The 13,476-nt window shown below is 70.8% G+C and carries 11 protein-coding genes; 7 read left to right on the top strand and 4 right to left on the bottom strand.

What is annotated here, in order from left to right:
- Positions 1 to 11: 11 nt before the first annotated feature.
- Positions 12 to 362 carry an STAS domain-containing protein gene (locus ABZS69_RS43505; protein ID WP_355383126.1) on the top strand — a complete coding sequence of 117 codons (351 nt, stop codon included), beginning with the start codon at positions 12 to 14 and terminating at the stop codon, positions 360 to 362.
- 56 nt (positions 363 to 418) lie between these two features.
- Here the strand turns inward: ABZS69_RS43505 and ABZS69_RS43500 are convergent, their stop codons facing one another.
- A complete protein-coding gene (locus ABZS69_RS43500; RefSeq protein WP_355383123.1) occupies positions 419 to 1,384 on the bottom strand; it encodes a WYL domain-containing protein in 966 nt (321 codons plus the stop codon).
- 63 nt (positions 1,385 to 1,447) lie between these two features.
- Here ABZS69_RS43500 and ABZS69_RS43495 point away from each other — a divergent pair, with 63 nt between their 5' ends.
- The 3 genes from ABZS69_RS43495 to ABZS69_RS43485 all read left to right on the top strand — a co-directional run bounded on the left by ABZS69_RS43495 (position 1,448) and on the right by ABZS69_RS43485 (position 4,902).
- A complete protein-coding gene (locus ABZS69_RS43495; protein WP_355383120.1) occupies positions 1,448 to 2,593 on the top strand; it encodes an epoxide hydrolase family protein in 1,146 nt (381 codons plus the stop codon).
- A 200-nt stretch (positions 2,594 to 2,793) separates the two neighbouring features.
- On the top strand, positions 2,794 to 3,849 hold the full coding sequence (locus ABZS69_RS43490) for a HEAT repeat domain-containing protein (protein ID WP_355383117.1): 1,056 nt from the start codon (positions 2,794 to 2,796) through the stop codon (positions 3,847 to 3,849).
- A gap of 108 nt (positions 3,850 to 3,957) precedes the next feature.
- Positions 3,958 to 4,902: an acyltransferase domain-containing protein gene (locus ABZS69_RS43485; RefSeq protein ID WP_355383114.1), complete on the top strand. Its 945-nt coding sequence runs from the start codon at positions 3,958 to 3,960 to the stop codon at positions 4,900 to 4,902.
- Between the two features lie 163 nt (positions 4,903 to 5,065).
- On the opposite strand, the gene ABZS69_RS43480 is transcribed toward ABZS69_RS43485, so the two are convergent.
- The gene (locus ABZS69_RS43480) at positions 5,066 to 5,881 is read right to left on the bottom strand and encodes a hypothetical protein (protein WP_355383111.1); all 816 of its coding nucleotides are present in this window, start codon (positions 5,879 to 5,881) and stop codon (positions 5,066 to 5,068) included.
- A 202-nt stretch (positions 5,882 to 6,083) separates the two neighbouring features.
- A complete protein-coding gene (locus ABZS69_RS43475; protein ID WP_355383108.1) occupies positions 6,084 to 6,686 on the bottom strand; it encodes a helix-turn-helix domain-containing protein in 603 nt (200 codons plus the stop codon).
- 81 nt (positions 6,687 to 6,767) lie between these two features.
- On the opposite strand from ABZS69_RS43475, the gene ABZS69_RS43470 reads away from it, so the two are divergent.
- The 3 genes from ABZS69_RS43470 (at position 6,768) to ABZS69_RS43460 (ending at position 12,474) form a co-directional block, all read left to right on the top strand.
- Positions 6,768 to 7,769, top strand: a complete 1,002-nt coding sequence (locus ABZS69_RS43470; protein WP_355383105.1) for an SDR family NAD(P)-dependent oxidoreductase — start codon at positions 6,768 to 6,770, stop codon at positions 7,767 to 7,769.
- 355 nt (positions 7,770 to 8,124) lie between these two features.
- Entirely contained in the window at positions 8,125 to 8,583 is a 459-nt protein-coding gene (locus ABZS69_RS43465) for a hypothetical protein (RefSeq protein ID WP_355383103.1), read from the top strand.
- Positions 8,584 to 8,772: 189 nt separating this feature from the next.
- Entirely contained in the window at positions 8,773 to 12,474 is a 3,702-nt protein-coding gene (locus ABZS69_RS43460; protein WP_355383100.1) for a helix-turn-helix domain-containing protein, read from the top strand.
- A gap of 127 nt (positions 12,475 to 12,601) precedes the next feature.
- Here ABZS69_RS43460 and ABZS69_RS43455 read toward each other — a convergent pair whose 3' ends face one another.
- On the bottom strand, positions 12,602 to 13,312 hold the full coding sequence (locus ABZS69_RS43455; protein ID WP_355383097.1) for an alpha/beta hydrolase: 711 nt from the start codon (positions 13,310 to 13,312) through the stop codon (positions 12,602 to 12,604).
- Between the last annotated feature and the right edge of the window lie 164 nt (positions 13,313 to 13,476).

Raw genomic sequence — 13,476 nt, 5'->3', positions numbered from 1 at the left:
GGGAGACCCTCATGACCGCCATCGACACCGCGCCACTCGGCGGGGTCGCCCCGCCGACCACCGTCCACCTGTCGGGCGAGATCGACATCTTCACCAGTCCAGCGCTTCGCCGGCAACTGATGAGCACGCTGCACCACAGCACTAGCCTGCTCATCCTCGACCTGTCGCAGGTGTCGTTCTGCGACGCCGGCGGCTTGGCCGTCCTGGTCGGCATCCAGCGCCGCGCCCGGTCGATGGGCATCACCATGGCCCTGACCGCGCCCCGCCCGTTCGTGTCCCGGCTGCTGCGCATCACCGGCCTGGGCCGCGGCCTGCGGATGGTGGCGTCGCCATCCAGGCAAGACGAACGACGAGGACGATAGACCTTCAAGGGGCGACCGGTGGTGAGGCTCGACGGCAGGGACTTCACGGTCCCGGATCATGGTCGCAGCGATGGCGGTGCGGCGGCCGTGAGACGGGTGCCGAGCGTGCGGACGTGTTCGGCCAGTTCGGGTGGCTCATGCACCGTGAACGGCGCCCCTATCAGCGCCACCCACAGCGCCAGTTCGTCGAGCGAGTTGGAGCCGCAGAGCAGCGTGCAGGTCCCTTCGTCGACGGGCTCGACCGCGCCTGTCGTGGGGGAGACGCGCTCGGCCACAGTCGCCGCGGAGGCGTAGACGGTGAAGCGACCCTGGTAGCGATACGGGGCGCTGGAGATCGCGTGTGAGGCGTATTCCGCGAGGTCAGCGGCAGGCAGATCGCGGGGGGCGAAGCGCGGGCCGTTCGGCGAGCGCAGGCTGAGCCGGTCGAGGCGGAAGGTACGCCAGTCCGCACGTTCGGTGTCGTAGGCGACCAAGTACCAGCGGCGGCCGGTGGTCACCAGGCGGTACGGTTCCGCCGAGCGCCTGCTGTGGACGCCGTCATGGGCGCGGTAGTCGAAGCGCAGGATCTCATGATCGCGGCAGGCCGCTGCGATCCTGGTCAAGGAGTCCGGGTCGACCGCGGACCCGTCGGCAGTCATGGGGACCGTCATCGACTGCAGCGCGCGGACGCGGTGCCGCAGCCGGGACGGCAGCATCCGCTCCAGCTTGGCCAGCGCCCGCATCGAACTCTCCTCGATTCCGGCCACGGTGCCGCCCGCGGCGGTGCGCAACCCGACGGCGACCGCCACCGCCTCCTCATCGTCCAGCAGCAGCGGCGGCACGTCGGACCCGGCACCCAGCCGGTATCCGGACACCCCGGCGACGGCGTGCACGCTGTAGCCGAGTTCGCGCAGCCGCCCGACGTCGCGGCGGACGGTCCGCGCCGTCACGCCGAGTCGCTCCGCCAGTTCCACGCCCGACCACTCCCGGTGGGTCTGCAGGAGCGAGAGCAACCTGAGCAACCGGGCCGATGTCTCCAACATGTTCCCCAGAGTGCCTCATCCCTAGGACCGATCCTGTCCTAACCTGTCCCTAGCGTTCTCTCCATGACGCCCACCACGCAGATCAGCCCGTTCCATATCGACATCCCGCAGCCCGCGCTCGACGACCTGCACGAGCGGCTGGCGCGCACCCTCTGGCCCGACGAACTGCCCGGCGTCGGCTGGTCGTACGGCATCCCGGTCTCGTACGTGCGGCGGCTGGCCGAGTACTGGCGCACTGGATACGACTGGCGAAAGCACGAGGCGGCGCTCAACGAGTACCCGCAGTTCACCACCGAGATCGACGGCCAGAACATCCATCTCCTGCACGTGCGCTCCCCCGAGCCGGGCGCGCTGCCGCTGGTCCTCACCCACGGCTGGCCCGGCTCGATCGCCGAGTTCATGAAGGTCATCGGCCCGCTCACCGACCCCCGCGCCCACGGCGGCGACCCCGCCGACGCCTTCCACGTCGTCGCCCCGTCCATCCCCGGCTTCGGTTTCTCCGGCCCCACCCGCCAGACCGGCTGGGACCTGAGCCGGGTCGCCCGCGCGTGGGCCGAGCTGATGAGCCGCCTCGGCTACGAGCGTTACGGCGCCCAGGGCGGCGACAGCGGCTCGGTCATCTCGCCCGAGCTCGGCCGCGTCGCCCCCGACCGGGTGGCCGGCGTGCACGTCAACGGCGCGCTCGGCTTCCCGACCTTCGACCCGGCCGAGATGGAGGGCCTCACCGAGACCGAGCAGGCCCGCCTGCGGCAGTACGCCGACCAGGACGCCTCCGGCTACGCGATCATCCAGGCCACCCGGCCGCAGACCGTCGCCTTCGGCCTGCACGACTCTCCCGCCGCCCAGCTGGCCTGGATCGCGGAGAAGTTCAAGGAGTGGACCGACCCAGCGCACGACCTGCCCGAGGACGCGGTCGACCTCGACCAGTTGCTCACCAACGTGGCGATCTACTGGCTGACCCGCACCGCCGCCTCCTCCGCCCGGCTCTACAAGGAGGGCTCGGCACAGTGGGGGAGGCCGGTCGAGCGCTCGGAGGTCCCGCACGGGGTCGCGGTCTTCCCCGGCGACGGCGGGGTCCGGCGCATCGCCGAGCGCGAGCACAACGTGATCCACTGGTCGGAGTTCGACCGGGGCGGACACTTCGCCGCCATGGAGGCCCCCGACCTGCTGGTCAGCGACGTCCGGGCGTTCTTCCGGAAGGTTCGCTGAGCTTCACAGGGCGTGCGCGAGCAGCTCATCGGGACACCGCGTCGGAACTCCCGAACCACGTGGTGAGTAGCGGATCAGGCCCACTTCCGCGATCAGTTGCCGTGCAGAACACGGATGCGAAGTCGCGCCGGGCCGGTGGACCGGCAGCCGGCCGGAAATCGGTTGGCTTGCGGGGGACCCGGCGCGCGACCATTCGTCCCATGGAACTGATTGCCGAAGCGGTCGAGCTCACCCGCAACGCTACGCACGGCGGCGACCACGACCAGGCGTGGCAACTGGTGCTGAAGGCGGTGGAGGAACCGGCTGCCGTCCGCGAGCCGGCCTTCCTGATGGTGAGATCCGCCGACCCCGCCGAACGTAAGATCGGTTTCGACCTGGCCGGTTGCCTCGCGGAGATCGACGAGTCGATACGGGAACGCGTACTACTCGCTTGCCTGCGGGCGCTCAGGACGGAGACCGATGACGACGTCCACGTGGGCATCGCGCGGGCACTGGCCTGCACCGCAGACGAGCGTGCGCTGCCCGAGCTGCTGCGCCTGGCCGACCACCCCCACGAGGACGTGCGCTTCTTCGTCGCGTGGGGGCTGCCGATGGGCCGCGAGGACGACGACGCGGTCATCGACACGCTGATCCGGCTGAGCGCCGATCCGGAGGAGGACGTACGCGACTGGGCGACGTTCGTCCTGGGAACCCAGTGCCAGGCGGACAACACGAGGATCCGCGAGGCGCTGTGGGCACGCATCGGCGACGAGGACACCGACGCGCGTGAAGAGGCGGCCGCCGGGCTGGCCCGCCGCCGGGACCACCGCGTCGTGCCACACGTCATCCGCATCCTGGAGAGCGGCGCCGTCAGCGGCTCGATGCTGGCGGCGGTCGCCTGCCTGGGAGATCCGGAGCTGCTGCCCTACGTGGAGCTCTATGACGACGATGACGAGGAGCTGGTGGAGGCGATGCGCCAGTACGATCCGCAGACGCGCGCCTCTTTCACGCCCAACCCCCACGAGCTGGCGCAGGCGCTGCGTGAGTGCGATCCCGAGGCGCGCGCCGCGCGTGACGCCTTCGCCGCCGGCCTGGCCGAGGCCCTGCATGCCCGCCTGCCCGAGCTCGACTTCGGCGTGTACGGCGAGATCTGCGAGCCGGGTCTCACCCTGTCGGCGCGCCGCCAGACCCTTCACTGGTCGATCGAGTCCCTGTGTGATCGCGCCGGGGCGGATCCGGCCCTGGCCGCCGAAACGGTGGCCGCCGACCTCTCCTGACGCGGCCCCAGAGTTCGCCGCGGCGAGGCTTAGCCAGGCACGTGAGGACACAAGGTAGATTTCTTGACTATTCTCCGTGGCGTTGCCGGTGATCGTAGGATCGTTCGCGTGGATCTGGACACCGCCGCCGCCCGGCTCGGGGTACCCGTCGAGGATGTCGACCGCGTGCACCGGCTCGCCGGTGACCGGCCGTCGGCTCCGCTGCCCGCCAAGGCCGACGCGCCCGCGATCCTCGACCGGCTCGCGGTGCGGCCGGACGACGCCGCCGAGATCATGGCGGGCTGGCCCGACCCCGACTCTCCACTGTGGACTCCGGAGCTGCGCTGGCTGCTCGACCGCTCGATCGCCCTGGTCCGCGCCGATCTCGGGGGCAACGGCTGGTTGCCGCCCGGTCCGGAGCTGCCGCGCGAACGGGGCCCCGCCTGGCGGCATCTCTACGTGTACGCGTACCTGGCCCTGGTCGACGTCGTCACGAGGTACCACCGCGACCACGGCATCGCCGATGCCGTGACGTGGGTGACCCTCGCGGATCTGGGCCGCAACCTCGCGATCGACCGGCGGATGCACCGCGAGGGCTGGCCGGTCATGCAGAGCTGGCTGACGCTGCACTCGCGCGGCGGCATCTACGAGCTGGGCCGGCTGCAGCACCATCGCGGCGGCACCACGATCCACCTGCACATCCCCGAGTCGGGGCCGATGACCCCGGAGGCGGTTGAGGCTTCGCTCGACGAGGCCCGCGCGTTCTTCCCACGCCACTTTCCCGACGAGCGCTACACGGCGTTCTCCTGCGGTTCGTGGCTGCTCGACCCGCAACTACTGGAGTACCTGCCCGAGGACTCCAACATCGTCCGGTTCCAGCGGAGGTTCGAGCTGGAGCCCTACGAGGAGCCGGAAGGGCAGGACGCCGACGTCGAGGTGCTGCGGTTCGTGTTCCGTACCCTGACCACGCCGCTCGACCAGCTGCCGCGCCGCACCGTGCTCCAGCGCGCGATCGTCGACCATCTGAAGGCCGGCCGCCACTGGCGCATCCGCAGCGGCCACTTCCCGATCTAGACCCGACGGCGTCGTACTCGCTGGGAAGTCAAATAACCTCGCGAAGCCTTGGCCCTCCCGGCGGCTGTGGCTGCGGCTCAGAGCGAGCGCCGCAGTCTCCAGTCGCCGAACGATCTCGGGATGGAGTTGAAATCGCCAGGCCGGCTAGTGCATCGCCACGTGGCTAATTCCAGGCGCCGGGCACCTGGTAGGGCACCTTGCCTTCGAGTTGCTCCTGGTCGAGCACCTCGCCCTTCAGCGGCAGCGCGACGGTGACCTGCCGTCCCCAAGCGGAGTAGCTAGTGTCCGCCTCGACGCGGAGCACGGAACCCTTCCAGTGGTGCAGGACTCCCTTGGCCGTGACTCGCTCCACCAGCCCAGCCGTGCTCAGACGGAGGGTGTAGGAGATGGTGCTGACGGGCTTGCTCCAGGAGTAGCCGCGGAAGCGCGAGGCAAAGGAACCAGACACCTTGACCAGCTTGTCGGCCTTGATCGTGCCCTTCACCACCCCGCCCCGCCAGGACGTACGGTGGGCCAGCAGCGCCTTGAGCGTGGCGGGCTCCAGCGCCTCCAGCAGCGGATTACTGGCAGGCAGATCGGTATACGAGTAGCGCACCCATTTCGTGCCCTGCGGAAGTACGTCGGCGAATCGCGGGCCCGAGACGTAATCGTCGTAGCCTGACGAGATCACCCTCAGAGGCGTCTCTTCCGGGGCGGCGTCCTCCGCCATGGCCGCCTTGCTGAACTGCAGGCGCTGGGACGTATCAGAGGCGACCTCGCCTTGCGGCCCGAACCCCACCATGCCGTCCAGGCTCAAGGTGTAATACATGCCGCGACCGTGATCCACCTTCGAGGTGGACACGATGTTCACGCCCTTGCCGCGGATCAACGCCGCCCGGAGCGCCGCCACCGGGTCGGTCCCGGGCGCCGCCTGCGCGGGGGCGGCGACGAGCTGCGCCAGGCCCGCGATCAGGATTACCCCCACGACGGTCCGCTTCATCACGATCCCCTGGAAATCGGTCGGAGGAACGCAACAATCTTGTGCATACGAGATCAACTGTCAAGCCCAACCGCGATCATGGACGAACGTCGCACCAGCGAGGTAAGGGCGCGGGCGAGTCACCGTGCGCAATCTCGGCAGGCGCCGAAAGCAGCGACAGTTCACCAAGACGATGCCGGCCTGGGTCAACCGTAATCATCGGTCAGGTGACGGATCGCGCCACCAGGGCCGTGGCCTGCCGCATGGCGTTCCGTACCTCGTCGGGTCCGTCGCCGCGCTGCAGCGCGGTCAGCGCGGACGCGCTGACCGCGCCCACCATCGCGCCGACCAGGGCGGAAGCGGTGACGGTGTCGAGCCTGGAGGGGAAGGCCCGCTGCAGCGCCTGGGCCAGTACGGCCTGCGCGGTGAGGTACCGCTGCAGCAGCCGGGCCTGCAGCGCCGGTTCCGAGGCCGCCAGCCGCGCCCGAAGCGCCGCGAGCCCGCTGGACAGGTCGCGATCCCAGGCGTTGACGATCATCTGGTCCATCGCCCGCACCAGCACCTCGGGCAGCCGCTCCCCGGGGCGGCGCTCGGTGATCGCCTGCAGTGCCAGATCGACGCGCACGTCGGTGTTGGCCAAGAGCACGTCCTCCTTGGTCTGAAAGTGGAGGAAGAAGGTGCGGGGGGACACCTCCGCGCCGTCGGCGATCTCGGCCACGGTCACCTGGTCGTAGCCCCTGTCCTGGAACAGGCGCACCGCCGCCTCGATCAACGCCTGCCGGGTGCGTTGCTTCTTGCGCTCCCGCAGTCCCAGTTTCTCCACCATGTGAACCATTTTACTTCACATTCTGCAGTCATGCATACAATGAATAACTACAGCGACTGCAGCCACTGAAGGGTGGTCATCATGGGAAACCTGGACGGACGCGTCGTCCTCATCACCGGAGCGGGGCGCGGCATCGGACGGCAGGAAGCGTTGCTCTTCGCCGCCCAGGGCGCCAAGGTCATCGTCAACGACCCCGGCGTCGCCATCGACGGCACAGGCGGCGACGCCGGCGTGGCAGCAGACGTCGTCGAGGAGATCACCGCGCGCGGCGGGCAGGCCGTGGCCAACACCGACAGCGTCGCCGACTGGAACGGCGCCCGCCGCATGGTGAACACAGCCCTGCACTCCTTCGGCGACCTGCACGTCGTGGTCAACAACGCGACCATCGAACGGAACATGGGCCTGACCGACCTACCGGAGCAGGACTTCGACGACGTCCTGGCCGTCAAGCTCAAGGGCACGTTCGCGGTGACACACTGGGCCGCCCGCCACTGGCGCGACCGCTTCCAAGCAGGGACCCGCGCCGACCGAGCCGTCATCAACACCTCCTCCGGCTCCGGACTGCTCAACCCGCTGCCCGCACAGGTCTCCTACGCGGCGGGCAACGCCGGAGTCGCGGCACTCACCGTCGTGGCCGCCCTCGAACTGGGCCGCTACGGCGTGCGGGTCAACTGCATCTCACCGTCAATGGCCCGTACCAGACTCACCCTCAGCGTCCCCGGCATGAGCCGGCAACCCCCGGAGGGCGACCGGTTCGACCCCCTGAACCCGGCCGCCAGCGCACCCGTCGCCGCCTACCTGGCCAGCGCGGCCTGCCCGCTCACCGGCCAGGTGCTGTCGGTACGAGGCGGCACGGTCGCGGTCAACCACGGCTGGTCCCTCGGCGGCCACATCCACAAGGACGGGCTGTGGAGCGTGGAGGAACTGGCCGACAAAGTGAAAGAACTGCCGATGGACGACCCCTTCGACAAGCTCGCCCAAGCCCTGACCGGCGCGCTCGGCATCACCGGACGCGAGGAACTCCAGGAGATGATCAACGCCCTGCTGGACCAGGGAGCCCAGTCCGGCACCGCCTCCGCATGACGCGACAACGCACAGCCGGACCGCATGCCCGCTTTCGCGGTCCGCGGGGCGGATGGAGCCCGCCCCCAAGAGCACCAAAGACATGTCGGCGTGGTCTGGTGCATGGCCAGGTCGGCGACCAGGGTGCTGAGCTCGATCTCCTCGGGCTCGTTGTCGGCGATCACTCCGTTGTTGCCAAACCCGATCCACTTGGCGAAGCCGTCGTTGGACCCGACCATGTTTGGTGGCCCGGGTGATGTTCTCCCGCAGAGTCCGTTGGACGCTCAAGCGGACGCGGGACATGACGAGCCCGTCACCACCAGGCCATCCAAGCATCCCGCCTGCACGGTCCGAAACCGCCCGCTACCTTGCTTCCGTGGCACTCAAGGAGATCAATGAGCGGTGGGCAGGAGACAACCTCGACGATCTGGTCGCCTACTTCGGCGCAGATCCGCACGAGTACCCGGCACACCAGGTGGTGGCGGCGCGCTGCGGCCACTGCACGGGCCAGGTTTTCCGTCTTGAAACAGATGAATCGTCCACATGCGTGCGGCGCACCTGCATCAGCTGCGATCAGACCGTCTACATGCTGGACGGCGAAGAATACTGGCCGACGACAGAAGAAGACGACGAAGCCACGTATGTTGTCGAGTGCACCTGCGGCTCGGACGAATTCGAGACCGCAGTCGGCTTCACCTTCTATGACAACGCCCCGACCGCGGACATCCGCTGGGTCAGCATCGCGGTCCGATGCACAGCCGACGGGCTCATCGGCTATTGCGCGAGCTGGAAGATCGGCTACGGGCCCTCACGCCACCTGGTCGACGCAGTCTGAACATCAAACCCGCCCGCGACACGCCAGGACTCCCTCTTGCCCACCGCGAACGCGCCGACGCGGAGGGGAAACGGAGGTCGAGCCACCCCGTGCGCCGGCTTGGACGCCTGCGAGTGGCCGGCGATTGTCCGTACGGCTCCGTACGCGGCCGGTTACCATGACGGCGGGCCGGGCCTTGGGGAGGCGCTCGTGCAGGAGCAGGAACGCATCACGACCCGCGAGGAGTTCGGCCAGGCGCTGACCCGGCTGCGCGAATCGGCCGGAGTGCCGGTGCGCCAGGTGGCGGCCAAGGTGGGGGCCGACATCGCCGCCAGCACGCTGGGCGACTGGTTCGCCGGGCGCGGCCTGCCCTCCCTCTCCTCACGCGACCTGCTGATCGAGGTCCTGCGGGTGTGCGGGGTGAACGACGACGCGGCCGTCGAGCAGTGGCTCAACGCCTGGCACCGGGTACGTCGCGCGCCCGGGCGGCGACCGGCGGGGCCGGAGCCGTACCGGGGGCTGGCGGCTTTCGAGACCGAGCACGCCGAGTGGTTCTTCGGTCGGGAGGCGCTGACCGAGCAACTCGTCGCCGACCTGGCCGAGCCCGGCCTCCGGCTCGTGGTGGGCGCCTCGGGCTCGGGCAAGTCCTCGCTGCTGCGGGCGGGGGTGGTGCCCGCGCTGGGCCGGCCCGCCGTCGTGTTCACGCCGGGGCCGCACCCGATGGCCGCGCTGGCCGGACAGCGGGGCGAGGTGCTGATCGTGGACCAGTTCGAGGAGGTCTTCACGGTTTGCGAGGATCCGGACGAGCGCACGAGGTTCGTCGCGGCGCTGGGCGCGGCGGCGGAGCGGTCGGTGGTCGTCATCGGCCTGCGCGCCGACTTCTACGGCCAGGCGATGCGCCACCCCGAGCTGGTCGCGGCGATGCGCTCCGGTCAGCTCGTGGTCGGCCCGATGTCCGAGGACGAGCTGCGCGCCGCCGTCGTGAAGCCCGCGCGCAAGGCCGGTACGGAGATCGAGAACGGCCTGGTCGAGCTGCTGCTGCGCGAGGTCGCCCCGGCCCGCGCCGACGGCGAGGCGCACGAGGCCGGCACGCTGCCGCTGGTCTCCCACGCCCTCTTCGCGATGTGGAGCGAGAGCCAGGGCAGGCGGCTGACCATCGCCGACTACCGCAAGGTCGGCGGCATCGGCAGGGCCGTGGCCGACAGCGCGGAGAAGGTCTACCTGGCCCTGGACGAACACCACCAGGAGCTGGCCAGGAGAATCTTCCTGACGCTGGTGCACGTGGCGTCGGACACCGCCGCCACCCGCAGGAGCAGGACGATCGCCGAGGTTCTCGCCGACCACGACACCGCGGTGGCGGCCGAGGCGGAGGACGTGCTCGACCGGTTCGTGGCCGCGCGCCTGGTCACCGTCGACCTCGACAAGGTGCAGATCAGCCACGAGGCCCTGGTCACCGCCTGGCCCCGGCTGGCCGGCTGGCTGGAGAGCGACCGGGCGGGGCTGGTCGTCGGCCGCGACCTGGCCGAGGCCGCGGCGCGATGGGCGAAGGAGGGGCACGACCCCGGCGCCCTCTACCGCGGATCGCGGCTGGCCGTGGCCCGCCTCTGGGCCGAGGGCGCCGGACCGCACGCCGCACCCGGGCCGCAGGCCAGGCGGTTCCTGGAGGCGTCCGTCGAACGGCAGGAGGCGGAGGCCGCGGCGCGGCGGCGGGGCACCCGGCGGCTGCGCCGGCTCGTGGCCGTGCTGGCGGCGCTGCTGTTGCTCACCGCGGTGGCGGTGGTGGTCGCGGTACGCGGGCAGGGCGCCGTCATCGACCAGCGCAACGCGGCGCTGTCCGGCAAGGCCGCCAACGAGTCGGTCGCGTTGCGCGCGGGCAACCCGGCCCTGGCCGCGCAGCTCGCCCTGGCCGCCCAGCGGCTCGCACCGACCACCGAGTCACGCGGTGCCGTGCTCAGCACGCTGGGCAACCCGTACGCCAACGTGCTGACCGCCCACGCCGGCGCGGTCTACGCGGTGGAATACAGCCCCGACGGCAGGCGGCTGGCCACGGTATCCCTCGACGGCACGCTGCGGATGTGGGACGCAAGTGATCCGCTGCGGCCGGTCGCGCTGTCGTCGGTGGTGGGCGATGCCAAGGGCATCGCCGCGGCGGCGTTCGCCCCGGGCGGACAGGTGGTGGCCACGGCCGGCAACGACAACACGGCCCGCCTGTGGGACGTGCGCGACCCCCGGCACCCCGTGGCGCTGTCCGCGCTGGGCGGGCACCTGATGGGGATCATCGGGCTGGCCTTCAGCCCGGACGGGACGATGCTGGCGACCGCCTCCTACGACGCCACGGCCCGGTTATGGAACGTTACGAATCCGCGCAAGCCGTACCTGCTGAGCACGCTCAAAGGCGCCCCCAAGGAACTGTCGGACGCCGTCTTCAGCCCGGACGGCAGGACGCTGGCCGTCACCGCCTTCTCCAACGACGTCATGCTCTGGGACATCGGCGACCCGCGCCGCCCCGAACGCCTGCCCGACCTGCGCGGGCACACCGCGGCGGTGCTGTCGGCCGCCTTCCACGGCGACACGCTGGCCACGGGCGGCTTCGACAACACGGTGCGGCTGTGGGACCTGCGCGATCCCCGGCACGCCAAGAACCTGGCCACGCTCTCCGGGCACGAGAACGGCGTGGTCGCCATCGACTTCAGCCGCGACGGCCGCTCCCTGGCCACCGGCAGCTACGACCGTACGGTCCGGCTGTGGGACCTGACCGACCTCCGCGCCGACCCGATCGTGCTGACCGGGCACTCGGGCACCGTCTACGCCGTGCGCCACAGCCCCGACGGCCGCACCCTCGCGACCGGCGGGCGCGACGACACCGTACGCCTGTGGGACCTGCGCCGGCCCCTGCTCGGCGGCCACCGCGGCACCGTCTACGCGCTCGCCTACAGCCCCGACGGCCGCCTGCTCGCCACCGCCAGCCACCCGGTCATCAAGATCTGGGACGTGTCGGGCGACCCCCGCCCGCTGGCCACGCTGACCGGGCACACCAACGGGGTCACCGCCGTCGCCTTCGCCCGGAACGGCACGCTCCTGGCCAGCGCCGACCTGGACAGCTCGGTACGCCTGTGGGACCTCACCGACCCGGCCCGCCCCCGGCTCCTGTCCTCGACGGTGGCCGGCATCGGCAACATCTTCACCGCGGCGATCAGCCCCGACGGCAGGAGTCTGGCGGTGGCGGGCGAGAAGTTCGACGTGTACGTCTGGGACATCACCGACCCCAGGCATCCCGTACGCCGGGCCGTCGTCAAAGGCCACGAGGCCGCCGTCAACGCCATGGCCTTCAGCCCCGACGGCCGGCTGCTGGCCACCGGCGGCGGGGACCGGACCATCAGGCTGTGGCGCACCGCCGACCTGGCCCCGCTCGGCGTCGCCCGCGGGCACGGCGGCACGGTCTACTTCCTCGCCTTCGACCGTACGGGCACGCTGCTGGCCAGCGGCAGCGGCGACCGTACGGCCCGGCTCTGGAACGTACGCTCCCTCGACCGGCCACTCGCCGTCCTGCGAGGCCACTCCGACAGCGTGCAGTCGGTGGCCTTCAGCCCCGACGGCCGTACCCTGGCCACCGCCGGCGACGACAGGACCGCGATGCTCTGGGACATCGCCGACCCGGCCGGACCGGCCCCGCTGGCCACGCTGACCGGGCACCTCGGGCAGGTCAACAAGGCGATGTTCAGTCCGGACGGCACCACCCTGGCCACGGCGTCCAGCGACTCGACCGCCCGCCTGTGGCCCGTCGACCCCGGCCGCGCCGCGCGGCGCATCTGCGCACTGGCCTACCCGCCGATCACCCCAGGGGAGTGGCGGCAGTACCTGCCCGACGTCCCCTACGACCCACCCTGCCGCCCAGGCACCGCCACCGGCTGAGCCCTTGGCGCGCCGGCACAAGCCTGCCGCGCACACAGGCTCCTTCACCCGGACCCGCACCCAGGGCCTCGGCGACCAGTCGTGGGCGACGGCCGGGACTAGGGGAAGGGTCGACGGGGATTGGTCGTCAGGCGGGGGTGATGGCTGCGGCGATTGCGCGGCCCAGCTCCTCCGGCCTGGTGAACTGCGGCCAGTGGCCCGTGGGCAGGTCGACGTAGTCGACGTGGCGGATCTTGGAGAGCTCCTGCGTGAACGCGAGCGACTGCCCCATCCACTTGTGGATCGTCTCGGTCGAGAACTCGCAGGCGATGACGGTGGCAGGCACGTCGTAGCGGCGGTCGTCGGACAGCTGCACCCGGTCGCTCGCGACGCGCGCCGGCGAGGGGATCGCCCGTGCGCGGAACGCCGCGCGCAGCTCGTCGTCGAGGTCGACGAGGTCCTCTTCCTCGAAGAGCGTCCAGTCGGGCAGGGGGATCTCGCCGTTCTCGACCGGGAGCTCGTCGTTGATGAGGCCGCCCTCGCCGGGAGGGACGCTGTCGACGTAGACGACCCGCGCCACCCGGTCGGGACGCGCGTCGGCGGCGACGTGTGCGATCGCGCCCCCGCCGGAGTGGCCGACCAGCACGACCTTGCCGGCGGCGGGGTCGAAGGAGTCGATCGCCGCGACGACCGCGTCGACGTGGTCGCGCAGGGTGATCTCGGAGCGGTCGGCGTCTTTCGACTCCATGCCGGGCAGCGTGAGCGGGTGCGGGCGGTGCCCCGCCTTCTCGAGCGCGGGGACGACCTCGTCCCATGACGAGCCGTCGAGCCAGAGACCGGGAATCAGGATGATGTCCATCGCCCCGAGGTTAGAGCAGGTCACCGACAAAAAACGAAACGAGACGCCTCCACGCCAGCCCGGCCTTCTGCGTAAACTCGGCCCTCTGCGCAAGCCGGGCCTTCTGCGTAAACTCGGCCCTCTGCGCAAGCCGGGCCTTCTGCGTAAACTCGGCCCTCTGCGCA

Source organism: Nonomuraea sp. NPDC005650, from assembly GCF_040605375.1.
Lineage (GTDB): Bacteria > Actinomycetota > Actinomycetes > Streptosporangiales > Streptosporangiaceae > Nonomuraea.
Note: the sequence above shows the minus strand (reverse complement) of the source record. Positions and strands in the feature narration are given on the sequence as shown.